A 19165-nucleotide genomic window follows, 5' to 3' on the forward strand; every position below is an offset into this window, starting at 1 on the left:
TTTCCTGTATTTTCAATTGGGGAAATAAATAAAAAAGCCCCCGAAAAGGGAGCATTTTAAAAAGAAGTCGTTAACTATTCTTCAAATTTATAGAGAGCTGTACTTAAATATCTTTCACCATTACTCGGAATAACGGCAAGCACCTTTTTCCCTTTACCGAGCTTCTTCGCCACTTTTAAGGCAGCAGAAATGGCTGCACCTGAAGAGATTCCGCCTAAAATACCTTCTTCACGCGCTGCTCTTCTCGCATATTCGAACGCTTCATCATTTGTTACTGTTAAGACTTCATCATAAATGTCTGTACTTAATGTATCTGGAACAAAGCCCGCTCCAATTCCTTGAATTTTATGTGGACCTGGTTTTCCGCCTGATAAAATTGGAGAATCTGTCGGTTCAACCGCGTAGATTTTAATTTCGGGATATTTTTCTTTAAGTACTTCACCTGCACCCGTAATCGTTCCGCCCGTACCGATTCCAGATACAAATCCGTCAAGACCATCCGGAAATTGAGCTAAAATCTCTTTTCCTGTCGTTCTTCGATGTACCTCCGGGTTTGCTTCATTTTTGAACTGCTGCGGCATAAAGTATCCATTATCTTTTGAAAGTTCTTCAGCTTTTGCAATTGCGCCTTTCATTCCTTCAGATCCAGGAGTTAAAACGAGTTCCGCCCCATAGGCTCTTAACAAATTCCGGCGTTCTAAACTCATTGTGTCGGGCATCACAAGAACCGATCTATAACCTTTAGCTGCTGCGACCATCGCAAGACCAATTCCTGTATTACCGCTTGTAGGCTCTACAATTGTATCGCCTTCTTTTAGGTTTCCTTTCTCTTCGGCTGCTTCGATCATCGACAGGGCGATACGATCCTTGACACTGCTGCCCGGGTTCATGAATTCTAACTTTAAATAAACATCTGCCATATCATCTGTTGTTAGACGATTTAGCTTTACAACAGGGGTTTGACCAATTAAGTCTGTAACCGATTGTGCTACCCTAACCATTCGTCATCACTCCTAAAACCGAGTATTTTTATTGGATTAATTGTATCAATTTTAAAAATCGCCTGTCAATTTATGTGCACTATTAAGATGATACGCATATAAGCAGTTTTTCATGAGATGAATTGTATTTAACGTGGATATATTTTGATTTACGGTAAAATTACATTTAAAAAATGACTCAAAAGCAAATCATCACTTTTGAGTCATTCCTTTATCTATTAATTTTTAGCTTGTTCCAGCAATTCTTGAAGCTCTTCTTTTGAAAAAGTATACTTGGCATTACAAAAGTGGCAATGCGTTTCTGCTTTTCCGTCTTCTTCGATAATTTCTTTAATTTCTTGCTCTCCTAAACTTACGATCGCTTGTCCAAAACGTTCGTGTGAACATTTGCATTGGAACTTCACAGGAGATTTTTCAAGAATTTTCACTTGATCTTCACTTAATAGTTCAAAAAGAATTTCTTCAGGAGTCATTCCTTTTTCGATTAAGCGTGAAATGGGTGGAATTTCTTTAATTCGCTGTTCTAAAAGATCAACAATCAAATCTGACGCATTTGGCAGTACTTGAATAATAAAACCGCCTGCAGCTTTTATAGAATTGTCCGGATTAACGAGTACACCAACTCCTACTGCAGATGGAACTTGTTCTGAAGAGGCAAAGTAATACGTGAAATCTTCACCTAATTCACCGGAAACTAAAGGCACTTGTCCTGTGAACTTTTCACGCATACCGATGTCTTTAACGACTGATAAAAATCCGTTCTTTCCAACAGCTCGCGCTACATCCAGCTTGCCTTTACTGTTCAGCTCAAAATGAGTTTGCGGGTTTGTTACATAACCGCGCGTCTCCCCTTTTGTATTGCTGTCCACTAGAATGATACCGATCGGCCCGCCGCCTTCAATCTTAACGGTAATGCTGTTGTCTTCGCCTTTAAGCATCATCCCCATCATCGTGGAGGCAGTCATTGCTCTTCCTAATGCCGCAGAAGCTGTCGGCCACGTCTCATGCCTTTTTTGCGCTTCACTAACCATCTCAGTTGAAGAAATTGCATAAGCACGAATCTGTCCATCAAATGCTAGAGCTTTTATTAAATAGTCGTTCATATTAACTCATCCTTTAGCCGTTCTTGTTTTTATCGTAGATCAATAGAAGACCTTTAAGTGTTAAAAAAGGATCCACATGGTCAATAAGCGTACATTCCGCTGCAATTAAACTCGCAAGACCGCCTGTCGCAATTACGGTTGGTTCTTCAGCAGATTGCTGCTTCATTCTTTTTACAATACCCTCAACCTGTCCCACATATCCATATAAAATGCCTGCCTGCATAGCATTTACTGTGTTTTTCCCGATTACACCTTCCGGCTTTGCAATTTCTATTCGCGGCAGTTTAGCGGCTTTTGTATATAGAGCTTCTGTCGATATATTAATACCTGGGGCAATAGCACCACCCATGTATTGTTTATGTTCATTAATAAAACAGTATGTTGTAGCTGTTCCAAAATCAACGATAATAAGCGGTGAATCATATTCATGAATCGCCGCAACCGCATTGACGATCCGGTCCGCACCGACTTCTCTTGGATTTTCATACTTGATGTTCAAGCCGGTTTTTATACCAGGACCGACAACTATTGGACGCTGTCCAAAATATTTAACACACATCCGCTCTAAAGCAAACATGATTGGAGGCACTACGGAAGAAATAATAATTCCTTCAATCTCTTCTTTATGGATATTTACATGTTTAAACAAATCCAATATGAGCATACCATATTCGTCTTCTGTCTTTTCACGTGAAGTATGGATTCTCCAATGATGTTTTAATTCATAATTTTCATATAGACCTAAAACAATATTCGTATTCCCTACGTCGAACACAAAAATCATAAGTAATGTCCTCGCTTCTAATCTTAAGTTTCTCTAATAGTTTATACACAAAACGATACAGAGTAAAGCAATGAGGAATCAGCATTAAAAAAAGGCTGTTTTCGCAATAATTGTTGCTCTTGAAAGTGGCTAAGCTCCGCCGCAGGATGCTCGCTTTCCGCGATCCTTTGCAGAAGCAGCTAAATACGAGCCGTCTCAGAACTTTTTTGTAATATTATTCGGTAAAAAATCAATCTGAAGTGAATTTATTACTTAATCATGCTTATTTAAGAAGCTTGGCGCGTGCCAAGGATCATTTTAGGAAGTTGTTCATTCATTGAAAGTCATCCCGCGAAAATTTGGATATATCCGCGAGTCGACACCATTCGGGACGGTTCGCAGCCTTTAATGCTCCAGGAGCTCGCTTTCCCCGTGGCATGCGACAGGCTATCTCAGGACCCTTGTAAAAACAAAAAGGACACCTCAATATTTTGAGGCATCCTTTAAAATGATTAGTCTTGTTTTGGTTCCTCATCGTCCTTCTTGTTAAGTGTAACTTTAACATCATCAGAAGGATTAGAGATCGTTTTTCTTTCTGGAAGTGATCCAGTTTTAACAAGCTCCTTGATTTGAGCTTCATCAAGAGTTTCAACCGTTAATAGTGTTTGAGCGATGATTTCTAATTTAGAATTATGTTCAGTTAGAATCTGACGGCAGCGCTCGTAAGATTCTTTAATAATGCGTTGAACTTCTAGATCGATTTCATGCGCGATCGCATCACTATAGTTTTGTTCATTGTTGAAATCTCTTCCAAGGAATACTTGACCGCCTTGAGATGATCCAAATTGCATCGGACCAAGACGTTCACTCATACCAAACTCTGTTACCATACGACGGGCAATGCCTGTCGCACGCTGGAAGTCATTATGAGCACCAGTACTTACTTCGTTGAACGTAATCTCTTCAGCAACACGGCCTCCAAGAAGTCCAACGATCTTATCAAGCAATTCTGGTTTTGTCATGAAATATCGGTCTTCTTTAGGAAGCATAACTGTGTAGCCGCCAGCTTGACCACGCGGGACAACCGTTACTTTATGAACAGTGTCTGCACCTTCAAGCACTAAACCGATTACAGTATGACCCGCTTCATGATAAGCGACAATATTCTTTTCTTTTTCAGAGATAACACGGCTCTTCTTAGCCGGACCAGCAATGACACGGTCAATTGCTTCATCAATGTCATCCATATCAATTTTCTTTTTGTTTGTACGAGCCGCAACCAATGCAGCTTCGTTCAACAAGTTTTCTAAATCAGCACCAGAGAATCCCGGTGTACGCATAGCAATCGTTTTTAAATCGACATCAAGAGCAAGCGGCTTATTGCGGGCATGTACTTGAAGTACTTCTTCACGGCCTTTTACATCTGGTCGGTTAACCGGAATTTGACGGTCAAAACGTCCTGGACGAAGAAGGGCCGGGTCAAGTATGTCAGCACGGTTAGTAGCGGCAATTATGATAATTCCTTCATTCGCTCCAAAACCGTCCATCTCAACAAGCAATTGGTTCAGCGTTTGTTCACGCTCATCATGTCCGCCGCCTAAACCAGCACCACGCTGACGTCCAACGGCATCAATTTCATCGATAAAAATGATACACGGAGCATTCTTCTTAGCATTTTCAAATAAATCACGTACACGTGATGCACCGACACCGACGAACATCTCAACGAAATCAGAACCTGAAATCGAGAAGAAAGGAACGCCAGCTTCACCTGCTACTGCACGAGCAAGCAATGTCTTACCTGTACCCGGAGGTCCTACTAATAGAACACCCTTAGGGATACGTGCACCCAATGCAGAATACTTGCGGGGATCTTTCAAGAACTCAACGACTTCTACAAGTTCTTGCTTTTCTTCATCTGCACCGGCTACATCTTTAAATGTAACTTTTTTCTTCTCTTCGTTATAAAGTTTCGCCTTGCTTTTCCCAAAGTTCATAACACGGCTTCCGCCGCCTTGAGCTTGATTTAACAAGAAGAAAAATAAAATAAAGATAATTACAAACGGGATAATCGATGTAAAGAATGTTACCCAGCCGCTCGTCTGTTCTTGCTGTTTAAATTCAACGTGCGAGCTTTTTGCAAGACTCTTAATTTCATCTAGCGTATTTCCAGTAAGCGGTGCATTCGTTTGGAAGACTTCTCCTTCAGCAGCACCTTTCAGTTTTCCTCGAACAACGTAAACGCCGCCCTCAGGCTGATAAACAATACTTTCAACTTTGTCAGCCTGGATGTAGCTAGTCAGCTGATCATAGCGAATTTCTTTCACTTCATTATTGTTACCGTTAAAGAAACTAACGACACCAACAACTACTAAAAAGATGAGTAAATAAAATATAGTATTACGGAAGATGCGATTCATTCCTTACCTCCTTAGGCGAACAATCAAATCGTATACAGTTCTGCTATTCTTTTGTTTCGTAAATCTCTGGTTTTAATACACCAATGTAAGGCAAGTTGCGGTATTTCTCGATATAATCCAATCCGTAACCGACAACAAAAGCATCGGGTACGATAAAACCAGCTTTGTCAGGCTTAATATCGATTTTTCTTCCTGTAGGTTTATCTAACAGTGTTACGATTTTAACTGATTTTGCTTTTCTTGCTTTAAACAATTGAACCAAATAACTAAGTGTCAATCCACTGTCGATAATATCTTCTACAATGATGATGTCTCGTCCTTCTAAAGTAGTATCTAAATCTTTTACGATTTTTACTTGTCCTGAAGAAACGGTAGAAGTTCCATAGCTGGATACAGCCATCAAATCAATTTCAAGATGGATATCCATACGTTTGATAAGATCGGCCATAAAAGGAAGTGCTCCTTTTAGAACTCCTATTACCAGCGGGAAACGATCCTTATATTCTTCAGACAGCTCACTTCCAAGTTCTTTAATCTTGTTTTGAATCGCTTCTTCAGATATAAGCGTTTCTAAAATTTCATCATGCATGTTTAACAAGCCTCCTAGACGTCATGGCGATTTTTTTGAAAGCGTAAGATTACCCACTGTTCAGAATGATTTTTGTGATTGCTTTTTGCGGCTATTAGTCCGGGAAGCCAAATAATGGTGCCGTTTGAATCCACTACGACGGGCCAAACTTTCCGTTCTTCTAGGGCCACTTTAGCATCAATAAAAATATCTTTTAATTTCCGTGTACCAACGCCGGCAATCGCCATCCGGTCACCTGGTCTGCGGGTTCGAACTCTTAATGGGAGACTTACATCATTCTTAGAAAACACAAAAACATCTTTTCCTCTGATTAAATCGGGTTTCTTCTCTGTAATTTCAGCAGATAAGCTGCCATTCGGCAGTTCTACACAACCTGGGAATTCAAAAGAAAAGTCATAAATGAATTCTTCTTTTGCTTTTACCGTCTCAAAACTTAAGCGACATCTGTCATAAGATCGACTTACAAAAAGTCCTGACGGAAAATGCAAAACACCGGATGGCTGCTCACTTTCGAGCAAACTTCGAAAGTTTTCCTTATGTACAGAGGAAAGAGATGAAGGAATTTTTTTATACAGATAGTTCAATATTAGTGTAATCCCTCTTTTTTGTAAAGGAATAGGCATTTTGTTAAACGAGCTTACAGATAACTCTATTTTCCCCTCTGTTTTCGTTATTAAAACCTTTTCAATCGCTATTTTGGTCTGTTCGATTAAATACGTTTCATCTTCCGAAATAGTTTCACTTAAATACTGAAATCTTTCATGAACATATGGATTTTCCTGCTTTAAAAAAGGAAGTACTTTTTTCCTGAAACGATTCCTTACGTATTTTTCACTATCATTGCTAGGATCAAATACAGGATGCAATTTTTCCACTTTACAATAATGCTCGATTTGAGCTCTTGTTATTCCTAAAAACGGGCGAATAATCTCACCATTCGAAAATGGCCGTTTAATAGGGATCCCCGCTAAACTGTACCCTTCACTTCCTCTTGTGATCCTCATGAGCATCGTCTCTACCTGATCATCACCATGGTGAGCTAATGCAAGGGCATCTCCATTGTGTTTTTTCATAACCTCGTCAAAAAAACGGTACCTGCATGTCCTAGCAGCTGATTGGGCGGACAATTGATGTTCCTTTTGATAAACGGCGACATCTCCGCGGCTGCCCTCAAACAAAATTTCTCTTTCCAAACAGAATTGTTCAACTATTTTTAATTCATTTTCGGACTCTTCACCTCTAAGCATATGATTGAATGAGGCTGCAATGACAGAAATATTGTAGTATGCTGACCGCTTCCATAAGAAGTGAAGCAGTGCCAGTGAGTCCGGACCACCAGACACACCTACAACGACTGTTTTTGCGGATGAGAGAAGCCGGTGCTTTTTAATAAACTGCTCCACTTCCTGCAACTTAATCCGCTCCTTCGTTCTAATTCTCCATCAAATCATATCAAAGAATCCATTCAACTTACACCATTACATCGTTTGTCCGAGCATATAGAACAAATAAACAACAAACACAAAAGTAAATACAAGAAAGGTTTCCGCTAAAAAGCTTTTTTTCTTTTTCTTTTGAGACTGTCTTGTAGCTGGTTTTTGTATATTCGATGTTTTCAGTTGATTCTGAGCTGTTTTGTTCTGATCTTTTGTATTTAATAACACGACTAGCTCATTTCTCATTTCTTCCGCATACCTGTATTTTCCGTTAAGTGCTTTTTCCAATACAAGACTGTATTTTTTCAGCATTGGACTGGATGCTATTTTTTCGTGCAGCTGTTTATCTGGATCACTTCGTTTTGTAAAACGTGCAGGATAAGCAATATTGATCATTACCATCGCGGCTGAAAATAAGTCATAGGAAGGTTCGGCTTTTCTGGAGCCTTTCCCCCAATATCCCCGATCAAAAAATTCTGTATATTCCTTGATAGATCGGTCCATCAATGTTGTTCCTCCAACGTCGATCCAGCGTATGCGGTATGGAGGTCCTGTTACGAGGAGATTGTCAGGTTTCAAATCACCAAAAGCCCATCCCGCCTGATGCAAGGTATGCAGATCCGTTAAAAGCTGAACAAGCAAAATACCCGGCCATTCCAGAGACTTCCCTTTCATAAAGTCGAAAAGAGTCTCTCCTTTTAAATATTCCATTGCATAAAAAGGATAGGTTGCTTTTCTGGTCTGCCAGTCGTCAACTTCGACCAAAGAAGGTCCAAGGACTTTCCCCTGGACCTTAGAAAACCGCTTCAAAACATTTACTTCAGATGTAATCGACATCTGATCATGACCGATTTTTAATGCAGCCAAACCATTCTTATGCTCAACAAGATAAACAGCACCTGTAGCCCCATATCCTAAGCGCCGCCGTACGCGGTATACCGAATGGTTCCACTTGCCCCGAATTTCTTCTCCGACTGTTAAATTACATACTGGACTCGTGCTCATATCCATCGGCATCATTGGATAAGAATCTCCTTTTCGAGGATCGCTTTTGCTGGAAAACTGATATTCCCTCTTTAATAGCAGGGCCTGTCGGCGTAATTCCTCCAAGTGTTATCTTTGAAAAGATTTTTCCGATTGAATCCATCTTGGAAGACCAGCTTAATAGTTCCTCCACTTCTTTTTTCTTACCTGGAAAAGCAAATATCGAAAACTCATTATCACCAATTCTTGAATTTAGAGAAATAGAAAGATCCAGCAATGATTCTTGCACCGTCATCATCTTATCTTCCATACTTCCAGAAGCATCTATTAAAATCAAAACCTCTAGATTCATTGTTTCCTGCATTTCATCTACAACTTCCATAACTTCCCCGCGTTTATCTGGAGGGAGATCATCCATGGATGACTTACTTCCTAAAATTTGCTGCAGTTCTGCGTTGACGACTCCTTTAATGGTCTGGGTCATCGCCTTTTGGGTAACCATCTTTACCGTTTGTGAGAGCTGTGTTGCATAGACGATCTGGCTGATGCCGCCACCTGACATGGCAATGTCTTCTACTTCTTTTAACCCTTGTCTGTGGTATTCTGCCATATTCTCGTTTAATACACCGATTACGTTCACTGTAATGCCTTGCTCATGGGCGAGTGCTGCCATCGCAATTGGATCTTCACCTTGGTTTGAACAGCCATCCGTGATTAATAGAATCTGTCTTAACGTACCTTTATTCCTCATTTAAAGTCCCCTCTCAGCACAATTTTTAACTATTATCATCTTCGTCAATTTAGAAAGGGTTTATACAGGAAAACAAATTCAGGAATAAACGGCAAAAGAGGCACTCTTTTTTTGCAAAAGAAATGCCTCTTACTCTCCTAAACTATTTAGTTTTTATGCCTGAGCTTTTTTACCCTGAAATTTCACTTTTGGCTGATTCGGTATCGTCGCCCATTTTGGTATATTTTTTTCGATCTTCGTTACGGCAACTGTCATATCGTCGCCAATAATATTATTTCCGGTGCGAATAACCTCTTCCATTAGAAGATCCGCTATTTCCTGTGGATCATCAGTGTGCAGTTCTCTGATTTTTCGCTTCATCCACGCATCCAGATTTTCAACATGTCGAGGGGCTTCATAAATCCCGTCACTCATCATGATGATAATGTCTCCCGCTTTTAACTGTTCATCTACAACTTCTACGTCAAAGTCCTGAATGATTCCCATCGGCAGATTGCTGGCTTCAACAGTACGTACTTGATCCCCCCTTTTGATAAAACTTGGCGTAGAACCAATTTTCAGGAATTTAGCAGATGCATCTTGAAGATCAATCATGGCAAGATCCAAAGTTGAGAAGATTTCATCTGTTGTTCGCAATGACAAAACAGAATTAATCGATTTTATCGCCACTTCTTCTTCAATCCCGGACTGAAGGATTTTTTGAAGCAATTGCAGGGTTTCATTGCTTTCTAAAAATGCACGCTCTCCGTTCCCCATTCCGTCGGCAATAGCTACTGCAAACTTGCCTGAACCAATTTCCATAGTAGAATGGCTATCACCCGAAAGCCATGCTCCCCCTTTTGCAGCTGAGGCCATTCCGGTTTCTACTACATACTCTCTTGCTGAATGAAACGTAATATGACAAAATCCAGTTGCATAATGCGCACAATCTTCATACGTCACTAAAATAGTTTCTTCGAGAATATCTGAAAGGATCGGAGCGATTAATTTTTCAGCAATCCCCGATTCACCGCAATACGGAATGGTCATTTCAATATCAACATTTGAAGTTTCTAAACTATAAATATCTACATGTCCAACTTCAATCCCCGCCTGGAAAAGAGCATCTTTAATCTGTTCTTCCTGCATTTGATGATTTTCTTGTTCACGCTGAATTTCTTTCGCAAAGTCCCCCATTACCTGGGATACGCCCATCAATTGGTCAGCAACTAGTCTGCGGCTTTCTTGAACTTGAATTTTTAATTTTTGACTCGCTTTATATTGTGATAATTCTTGTTTCATAAAGTCCGTAACTTTTTGCGGCTTGATACAATGTTTTTCCCAATCGCGCTTAAGCTGTCGATCCTTAATTTCTCCGTATTCTTCTTGCTCCACCATAATATTAGTCATCAGGTCATATGTGGTGTTGAAGTTCGCTGCCCAGCATTGTTCCTTTTTAAAGCAGGTTTGACATGTTTTTTCCGTAATATTACTTAAAAACATATCCACTTCACGGGAACTGTCCTCTTCGTTTAGGGTTGAACCCACAGATTGGAACGAATTTGATAACGCTTGAAATAACGTAGAGAAACGTTCCACTCTATTTGCGGTTACATCGCGTATTTTCTTTAAATATTGCTGCTGATGCATAGAATGTTCTCTTGTACCTGGCACATATTTTGAAATATTGCTGATCGCTGTTTTAGGGGTTAATAGAAAAAGCAGAATAGCAAAACCGGATTCCATAAGAGTTGAAAGGATTTCGCTCCTTCCTTCCCCATATAATCCAATTAAAACAGTACCGATCACTAAGCCTAAACTGACTCCGAAACGTCTTCCTTCTTTTAGAAGACCACCGAGTAAACCTGAAAGCGCAAGCAAACTCATTTGGGACAAGCTAGCCACTTGAGCCAGACTGAGTATCATCCCTGTTACTACACCGACAGTAGATCCAATTGCCGCTCCGCCTACAAATGCAAATAACAAAACGAGGTAACGGGAAACGACATGTTCAACCGAAACATCCTGAATATGCCACCCAATCGTACCTGTCATGACAGAAGCGAGCAAAATCATCAGACAAACAATTTCTTCATTTTTCAAAGACTGAGGAATTCTTTTGTATGTCAAAAGAGGTATGCTTTGTAAGAAAATTAATGTTAATACGAGGCTTAAACCGCCTTCTACAAGAGCGAGCATCGTATCGACTCGTTCTAATCCACCTTCACCAAACATGGAAAATACAGTACGTGTGGCTACACTGGATCCTAATACGAGCAGAGGCAAACTTGAAATTTTGTTTTTTGTGAATAAACTGCTGCCTCTTTGCAAGCAGGCATATACGAGCAAGGCACATAAGAAGAACAGAGCATTTATAGGCTGGTGGGTCATCGCACCTGCTAAAATAGCAAATACGGCAATGCCTGTCCGTTCCTTTCGTAAAACAAACACACTGGCAACAAACGGTAAAGCAAATGGTGACATCTCAGCCAAAATCATAGCTCGTCCTAACAAAAAGCCAATTCCAAACAACAGCATTCTCCAATTAAAAATGCTCTGGTTCAAAAGCTGAAGTCCCTTTTTACTCGTTTGATAAACCGCCTGCTGCCCTTTCTCTACCCATACCATTCCTCTAATCGGTTCGAGCACTTCTTGTTCTACCTTTTGCCACATCCTACACACCACCCGTTTCCAATTTGTGTAACTATTATAAACAGGTTTAGAACAAGGATTTTGTCAAAAGAACAAAGCTTTCTAAAAATAATTCTCGACGACCTTCTCCACCAATTCACGAAAGAAAATCAAAAGAGGACAGCATTCGTAGCAAAAAGAAAAATACTAGCTCTTTTTAAGCCGTTTTAAGGAGAATAATGGAGAAAAAAATATAGCATATTCAGAAATTCATAGATGAGGTAAATGAGGTGGTAAAACCGAAGTTTCGATTTCTTTTTATGCGATTTGGATGTGCAGATTTGTACAAAAGAGGTTTATGTGGCACGTGAGTAATTTATGTGGCTTCAGAAGCTGCTTTTATTGGATTCAAGTTGCATTTATATGGGTTCGGGTTCGTGTAACAGCTATAAGAACACGTACCGGAAACGGCTCAAATGAATGAAGAAAGAAGCTGTAACCAAGAGTCGATATTAAAACAAATTGGAATCAGTCCCTTTTACCATTGCTTTGTATGAATGCTTTGATTAAATAAAATTTAAACAACAAAAAAAGCATCTGATATCCAGACGCTTTAACATTTTAAGTATAGTGGTGACCCGTACGGGATTCGAACCCGTGTTACCGCCGTGAAAGGGCGGTGTCTTAACCGCTTGACCAACGGGCCAATGGGATATGTCAGAAAAAAATGGTAGCGGCGGAGGGAGTCGAACCCACGACCTCACGGGTATGAACCGTACGCTCTAGCCAGCTGAGCTACACCGCCATTTTGTAAAAGACACAAGTGTTATAATACAAGAATAATAGAAAGCTGTCAATCATTCTGCGAAAAATTTTTTATAAAATTTTTAATATGAAAACAAACAAAAAGCACCCTTCAGAATAAGGGTGCTAAAAATTTATAATCTATGGAAGAATGAGCATAAAAAATGCATCAATTATCCTCTTCGGCCGCCGCGGCCTCCTCTTTTTGATTCAGTACTACGTTTTAAAGTAGTGAGTCGGTCTTCACTATCCTTAAGAAACTTACTCAACTTATCATCAAAAGACAATGAAGGAGAGTGGTTGTTTCCACCTCGATTAGGACCTTTACGGGATTTGTTAAATCCGCCTCTGGAAGGTGCTGGTCTAGTAGAAGCAACATTTTCTTTTGCTTTTTTAATAGATAAACCAATCTTTCCATCCTTCTCGATGCTCATTACCTTAACTTCTACTTGATCACCAACTTTAAGAAACTCGTTGATGTCCTTTACGTAATTATCCGCAACTTCGCTAATATGCACAAGTCCTGTCGTACCCCCTGGAAGCTCAACGAACGCTCCAAAATGAGTAATTCCAGTAACTTTCCCTTGCAACTTGCTGCCTACTTCAATTGACATGCAAAAAATGCTCCTCCTTAAAAATCTCAAAGATATCAATACTTATTATACATTCGAAAAAATCTGCGTGTCAATAAACGTGTAATGCTTTATTCTGGAAGTTTAAAGATAGTTTCACCAGGCTTTGACATAAAAAAGTCGCGTCTGGCAATTTCTCCAATGTAATCTTTGTCATTTAGTTTATTCACTTCATCTTTAAGTTGTGCCTTTTCCTCTAGAAGAGCTTTATATTGTTCTTTAATTTCTTTTTGTTCTGTCTGCTTCTCATTTAAAAGGGAGAGTTGCTCGGCAATACCTGTAATAATTAAAAAAGCAAAAAAGGAAAATACGATAAAAGCCCCCGTTAAACGCCTATACAGCCCGCGTTTACGTTTAGCGATCACCTTTTCATGACGCTCTTTATTCTGGATGTATTGTGAGTGAATCTCTGTTATTTTTTTTCGGCCCATTTTTTCGCGCTTCCCCTCCTTTACTTCTTTTTTCCCTTCCAATTGCTGACTTTATTCTTCAAGGAATGAAAAAACCCTGCAAACTTTAAATATTTCTCCTTGAAATTATACCATTTTTGCTTCGGAATGAAACGCCATAGGAGATTCCCGATCCACTTAAAAGGGGAAAGAATAATTTTTAACAAAAGGAATACTGTTTTCCGCAAGATATTCAGTACATATAAAATAATGCCAGATAAGATTATAAACAACCATTTTATCGGCATAACAATCATAATGTTAATAAGCCGTGCAAGGAATTTAAAAAGAGACACAATGACAGAAACAATCCATTCCAAAAACCTCTTGTATAACCTATCAAATAACGCCCTATATGCTGCATACCCGCAAATTAATGCTATAAAAATATAAAAACGTATTTCTGCATGATTGACATGTAAAAGTACATAAAAAACCAACAAAGCCTGTACCAGCCAAAAAAGTAAATCATTTAAAAAATGAAACCAATGCCATTTCCGTTTCTCATGAATGAATCGTCCGTAGGTGTCTATCGCCATACCGATCCATATTCCCATGAGCACCATGGAAACCATCGTTTGAAACTGAACGGTCAAGGTCATTTGAATAGTTTGCTAAAGAAGCCTTTAGTCTTTTCTGTGCTTTGTTGGTCGAGGTATACAAGGTCAAATACTTTCCCCTCGATATTTACAACTCCGGATTCCACATCAAGGTTTTTCATTTTTAGGTTCATACCGCGAATCGCTAAAAAACCCATGGACGTCTCAAGCAAAAATTCTTCATTATCAAAGCTTTCAACTTGTTTAACCCCAGTGATTTCTAAACTTTTACGGCCAACCATTCTCACATCATGGTTAGGTGCAGCTGGCTTTTGATTATACGTATTGTAATCATATCGTTGGTCCATACAATCCCCTCCTCTATTCCATACAAATGTATGAAACAAGCAGAAGAAATAGAACAAGCTGTCAAGAAATGCTGAAATGACCTGTTAGCCCCGACAAGCACATAAACTCCTGACAACGGATACGCTTTTTGTATCCTAGGATGGAGAGAATGTGACCTCGAGGGGCTGGTCATTGAAGCTGGACACTATAAGCTAAACCACTCACAGAAAACGAAAAGAACCTGAAGAATTCAGGTTCTTTTCTCAGTCGTTTTCGATTCGGTTTTCTTCGAGAACGGTGTACATATTGTCAGCGTCCTCTTTTTTAGTCGTATCTTTAAGCTCGTTGATTTTAACTTTAACAAGCTTTTGGCCAAAACGAATCGCAAGTTCATCTCCAACTTTTACATCAGAAGACGCTTTTGCCTGCAGACCGTTTATTGTGATACGCCCTTGATCTGAGATTTCCTTCGCCACAGTTCTTCGTTTGATAAGGCGGGAAACCTTCAGAAACTTGTCCAAACGCATGCTTACTTAACAGCCTCTTTTAACTTATTTCCTGCTTTGAATGCTGGAACAGTTGCAGCTGGGATTTGAATTTCTTTTCCTGTTTGAGGGTTGCGGCCAGTACGGCTAGAACGCTCGCGAGTTTCAAAAGTTCCAAATCCAACAAACTGTACTTTGTCTCCATCTTTAAGAGCAGAAGTGATTTCTTCAATTACACCATTAACGACTGTTTCTACGTCTTTTTTTGTAAGACCTGACTTTTCTGAGATATTTGTTACCAATTCATTTTTGTTCATTTTTAATTACCTCCTAAAGTTTCTATCAAATAATTCGGTAGAAACCCTTTATAATTAAGGGTTTCATGATATTTCTCGAGAAAATATTCTCTATTTCTCACTATAATCCTTCTTCTATCAAAAAAAAATTATTTTGCCTCGTTCCAAAAACGGTCCATTTCTTCTAAAGAAACGTCATCAAATGAAAGATTTTTTGCTTTTAACGACGATTCTATATAGTTAAAACGTTTGTAGAACTTTCGGTTTGTTGCATTCAATGCTTCCTCAGGGTCTATTTTATAAAATCTCGCTAAATTAACGACAGAGAACAAGATGTCTCCTAATTCTTTTAGCTGCTCTTCTCCTTCAGCATCTTGAAATTCTTTTAACTCTTCCATAATCTTATCATAAACCGGTTCTATGTCTTCCCAGTCAAAACCAACTTTTGCCGCTTTTTTCTGGTATTGAAATGCTCTTTGCATAGCAGGCAACCCTGTAGGAACACCATCAAGCAACGACTCTCGCTCTAACTTCCCTTTTTCTTTCGCTTTAATCGCTTCCCAATTTGCAACGACTTCATCAGCATCCTCAGCCTTTACATCTCCAAAAACATGAGGATGGCGGCGTATCATCTTTTCGGTCAGTGCTTCTATCACATCTTCAATAGCAAAGAATCCTTCTTCTTCACCAATTTGAGCATGCAGCAGTATTTGGAGCATTACATCTCCCAGTTCTTCTGCTATGGCTTCATCATCTTCCTCGTCGATCGCATCTAATACTTCATATGCTTCTTCTATTAAATATTTTTTCAAAGTGACATGCGTCTGTTTTTGATCCCATGGACAGCCTCCTGGACCTCTTAATCTTGCAATTACGTTTTTCAAAAAAGAAAAATCGCGATACAACATGGATTCGTCTTTAACTGGCGGTACGTAAACAGCAGTTAAGTTGTTTAATGTGACTGCTTGGTCTAGTTCGTAAAGCGGAACTCTCGTTATCGATTCACCGGTACTTCCTGCTGCAGTTACGACTGTTACTTCATAATCATCAGGGTATTTTTCCATGAGCGTTAACTTCACTTCTGATGCGATAAACGCGTCATACACTTGTACAATTACAAGATGATGCCGAATTTGTATTTCATCTTTTTGCATAGCGGTTCCATCTACTATTTGGCATCCTTCAATGGGATCGATTTTCAGAGCAGTATACATTTCATCCAGAAAGCTTTTTCCGCCGGCAACACTTACCTCTACATTGTTTTCAGCTGCTTTATTTAAAAGTATTTGTACAGATTGCTCAGCCACAAGCGGATGGCCAGGTACTGCGTAAATAATATGATCATTTGTTTGTGCTGCTTGAAAAAGTACAGAAGCAATTTCTTCATAAACCGGTTCAAACCGATCGTGTTTTTCATAGATTTCATCAAAGAAAATAAAAGATTTCCCTTCTGCTGCGAGCTCTTCAATAGCAGGATGATCTTTTGTTCTTGTATATACCGTTTCTGTTTCCTTTATCAGCCGGTAGATCCCTAACGTCATTTGATCTAAGTTTCCGGCTCCAAGTCCTATAACTGTAATCTTCTTCATTTATGGTCTCCTTTTTTTAAGTCGGCTCATAATCTTTTTCACAATACTAACGGAATGAGACAATGACTCCCACTCCTTTTCAGAAAAAAATTTAAATTTCATCATACATAAAAAATAAACAATAGCTCCAACTATTGAAGAGCTTAATGCAAGAAACGATGCATTTTCTCTGCTGTTCATCTCCACAAAATACGTCTGAACCCCTAATAGCCACAGTTTAACTATAATAATCATGGCGATCACCGAGAAAAAGTAAGAAAGGATTGGAATATTACTTTCATTCCAAAAGTGTGTAACTTTTTGTAGTTTAATAAACTGAATAAGCGCTGCAATAAAAGTAGCAAACACCGTTGATGTTGCCGCACCAGGAGCACCCCAAAAAGGAATGAAAACAATGTTCCCAATGATTTTTACTAAGAAAGCGGCCAATATCGCGATTGCTGCATATCGCCCATACCCCATCCCCTGCAGCAAACCTGTAGACGTATATATAAGCGATACAAACAAAATAGAACCGCACAAAATGGCGAGTGCAAATGTTCCTTCAGCATTTTTGAACAGCATAACATTTAACGGTTTCATTATGCATATAAGACCTGCCGAGGCAGCCCCGCCAAAAATGATAGAAATTTTAACAGACAGTGATGTTAAAGATTTAATCTCCACATGCTGCTTCTTTTTCATGAGACTAGCGATTTCAGGCACAACTGCCAATGCAACCGAGGCCGCAGCAACTGTCCCTAATTGAAGAAGTGGCTGTCCTCTGTCGAAAACCCCTTTTATAAGCTTCGCGTCATAAGAATTTACTCCATGATCTATTAATAAGTTTACAAAAAGAAACGCATCCACCATTTGCATTAGCCCTAGTACTAAAGCACTTAACGAAAGATAAATACTGGTTTTCATCAATTCGGCACTATACAAAAATCGAAATTTCGCCTGAAAACTATAAGGAGGTGCAATCCCTTTTTTCCAAAACAAGAGTAAAAACAGACCCGATGCAGCAGACCCGAGTACTGAACCTGCTATTGCTCCTGCCCCCGTTGTATAGCTTGAATAATTGTTCATGACAAAGTAGTAAGATAAAAGCAATATGCCTGATACACGTATCGTCTGTTCAATCAGCTGTGATACTGCCGTCAGCTGCATGTCACCATATCCTTGATACATTCCCCTTAAATAAGCGGAGAGCGGAATGAACAAAAATAAAATCGAAATAACACGTATTGGCAAATAAAGCTGGGAATCTCCCATTAAGTCCGCTATGTATGTTGCAGAAAAAAACAGAAGCAGGAAAGAAATAACACCTAAGAAACAGGATGTCCAAAAAGATGTTTTTATAAGATGGTCATTAACCGTTTTTTCAGAAGCTATCATTTTAGATAACGCCATTGGAAAACCCGTAAATGCAACGGCTACCGCTATCGCATAAAAAGGATATGCTTGTTGAAATACATAAAAACCGAAATCTCCTGTCATATTTTGATAGGGAATTCGGTAGACAACACTTAATAATTTTACGACAAGGCCAGCTGCAGTAAGCAGCATCGCACCTTCCCATACAGAAGATGTTTTCGATTTCATGGTTTACCTCTAACTATCCATTGCTGGTGATTTTAATTTAAGAAAAGAATCTTTTAAAAGGCTGTTTTCGCAATCATGTTTTTGTAAGCAATTGATTTCCGTTTCAGGGCGCTCGCTTTCCGGGGGGGTTGCGGTGAGCCTCCTAAGCGCTTTGCACTTTCAGGAGTCTCACCTGTCCCACTATTCCCCCAGGAGTCTCGCACCTTGCACTTCAATCAACTAGTCATTGATGAAGATCAACAAGACAAACCAGAGCAACAATCTTTAAGAAAAGAGCCTTTAGAAAAGAGCTAACGAAAAAAACAAATATATTTCCCGGGACGACACGAGTCGACAGAAACAGCTTTTATTCTTGAATTCAAGGTATTATACCATAATTAAATTCCATGCTTACAAAGTTTCAAGGAACGGATTATATTACACATACGTAAGTACCGCAGAAGCAAAACCAACGACGAGATTCGATGCTTATCAATCAAATAGATGGTGATTTAGAAGCAAGAAGGTCGAGGAAGTGAGATTTTCGAGGAGCGGAATGTAGTTAACCCTACATGAGCACTGAGAAAACGAGAGTAACGACGAGATTCGCAGCTTATCCATCCAATAGTTGGTGATTTAGAAGCAAGAAGGTCGAGGAAGTGAAGTTTCGAGGAACGGATCGTATTACACATACGTGAGTACCGCAGAAACAAAACTGACAAAGAGATTCGCAGCTTATCTTTCAAATAGTTGGTGATTCAGAAGCAAGAAGGTCGAGGAAGTGAGATTTTCGAGGAGCGGAA

17 protein-coding genes and 2 tRNA genes are annotated in these 19165 nt (G+C 39.4%); all 19 read right to left on the reverse strand.

Translation table 11 applies throughout. From position 1 onward, the window contains the following. Window positions 1-74 precede the first annotated feature (74 nt). Window positions 75-1001 (reverse strand): cysteine synthase A, encoded by a 927-nt coding sequence (gene cysK / locus RGB74_RS19650; protein WP_310760882.1) that lies wholly within the window; start codon window positions 999-1001, stop codon window positions 75-77. Window positions 1002-1219: 218 nt separating this feature from the next. After that, entirely contained in the window at window positions 1220-2104 is an 885-nt protein-coding gene (gene hslO, locus RGB74_RS19655; RefSeq protein ID WP_310760883.1) for an Hsp33 family molecular chaperone HslO, read from the reverse strand. A gap of 13 nt (window positions 2105-2117) precedes the next feature. Continuing rightward, window positions 2118-2888: a type III pantothenate kinase gene (locus RGB74_RS19660; protein WP_310760884.1), complete on the reverse strand. Its 771-nt coding sequence runs from the start codon at window positions 2886-2888 to the stop codon at window positions 2118-2120. Between the two features lie 491 nt (window positions 2889-3379). Continuing rightward, complete coding sequence (ftsH, locus tag RGB74_RS19665; protein WP_310760886.1) at window positions 3380-5287, reverse strand: ATP-dependent zinc metalloprotease FtsH; 1908 nt, start codon at window positions 5285-5287, stop codon at window positions 3380-3382. Between the two features lie 43 nt (window positions 5288-5330). Next, entirely contained in the window at window positions 5331-5876 is a 546-nt protein-coding gene (gene hpt / locus RGB74_RS19670) for a hypoxanthine phosphoribosyltransferase (protein WP_310262543.1), read from the reverse strand. A 14-nt stretch (window positions 5877-5890) separates the two neighbouring features. Then, complete coding sequence (tilS, locus tag RGB74_RS19675; RefSeq protein ID WP_310762935.1) at window positions 5891-7279, reverse strand: tRNA lysidine(34) synthetase TilS; 1389 nt, start codon at window positions 7277-7279, stop codon at window positions 5891-5893. 75 nt (window positions 7280-7354) lie between these two features. Continuing rightward, entirely contained in the window at window positions 7355-8332 is a 978-nt protein-coding gene (locus RGB74_RS19680; protein WP_310760887.1) for a protein kinase domain-containing protein, read from the reverse strand. Continuing rightward, complete coding sequence (locus RGB74_RS19685) at window positions 8295-9047, reverse strand: VWA domain-containing protein (protein WP_310760888.1); 753 nt, start codon at window positions 9045-9047, stop codon at window positions 8295-8297. Before RGB74_RS19685 ends, RGB74_RS19680 begins: the two co-directional genes overlap by 38 nt. Before the next feature lie 153 nt (window positions 9048-9200). Then, window positions 9201-11699, reverse strand: a complete 2499-nt coding sequence (gene spoIIE, locus RGB74_RS19690) for a stage II sporulation protein E (protein WP_310760889.1) — start codon at window positions 11697-11699, stop codon at window positions 9201-9203. 589 nt (window positions 11700-12288) lie between these two features. Continuing rightward, window positions 12289-12363 (reverse strand) — tRNA-Glu (locus RGB74_RS19695). A gap of 22 nt (window positions 12364-12385) precedes the next feature. Next, window positions 12386-12462, reverse strand: a tRNA-Met gene (locus tag RGB74_RS19700). 172 nt (window positions 12463-12634) lie between these two features. Beyond that, the gene (locus RGB74_RS19705; protein ID WP_310760890.1) at window positions 12635-13075 is read right to left on the reverse strand and encodes a S1 domain-containing RNA-binding protein; all 441 of its coding nucleotides are present in this window, start codon (window positions 13073-13075) and stop codon (window positions 12635-12637) included. Between the two features lie 89 nt (window positions 13076-13164). After that, window positions 13165-13524, reverse strand: a complete 360-nt coding sequence (locus RGB74_RS19710; protein WP_310760891.1) for an FtsB family cell division protein — start codon at window positions 13522-13524, stop codon at window positions 13165-13167. Between the two features lie 20 nt (window positions 13525-13544). Continuing rightward, window positions 13545-14144: a spore cortex biosynthesis protein YabQ gene (gene yabQ / locus RGB74_RS19715; RefSeq protein ID WP_310760892.1), complete on the reverse strand. Its 600-nt coding sequence runs from the start codon at window positions 14142-14144 to the stop codon at window positions 13545-13547. Then, entirely contained in the window at window positions 14141-14449 is a 309-nt protein-coding gene (gene yabP / locus RGB74_RS19720; RefSeq protein ID WP_310760893.1) for a sporulation protein YabP, read from the reverse strand. Before yabP ends, yabQ begins: the two co-directional genes overlap by 4 nt. Before the next feature lie 243 nt (window positions 14450-14692). Next, on the reverse strand, window positions 14693-14956 hold the full coding sequence (locus tag RGB74_RS19725; RefSeq protein WP_310262519.1) for an RNA-binding S4 domain-containing protein: 264 nt from the start codon (window positions 14954-14956) through the stop codon (window positions 14693-14695). Window positions 14957-14958: 2 nt separating this feature from the next. Continuing rightward, window positions 14959-15231, reverse strand: coding sequence for an HU family DNA-binding protein (locus RGB74_RS19730; protein WP_310262516.1), 273 nt, complete (start codon window positions 15229-15231; stop codon window positions 14959-14961). Window positions 15232-15359: 128 nt separating this feature from the next. After that, window positions 15360-16799 (reverse strand): bifunctional methyltransferase/pyrophosphohydrolase YabN, encoded by a 1440-nt coding sequence (gene mazG, locus RGB74_RS19735; RefSeq protein WP_310760894.1) that lies wholly within the window; start codon window positions 16797-16799, stop codon window positions 15360-15362. Beyond that, window positions 16800-18383: a putative polysaccharide biosynthesis protein gene (locus RGB74_RS19740; protein WP_310760895.1), complete on the reverse strand. Its 1584-nt coding sequence runs from the start codon at window positions 18381-18383 to the stop codon at window positions 16800-16802. Window positions 18384-19165 lie beyond the last annotated feature (782 nt).

The organism is Bacillus sp. NEB1478 (genome assembly GCF_031582965.1).
GTDB lineage: Bacteria > Bacillota > Bacilli > Bacillales > Fictibacillaceae > Fictibacillus.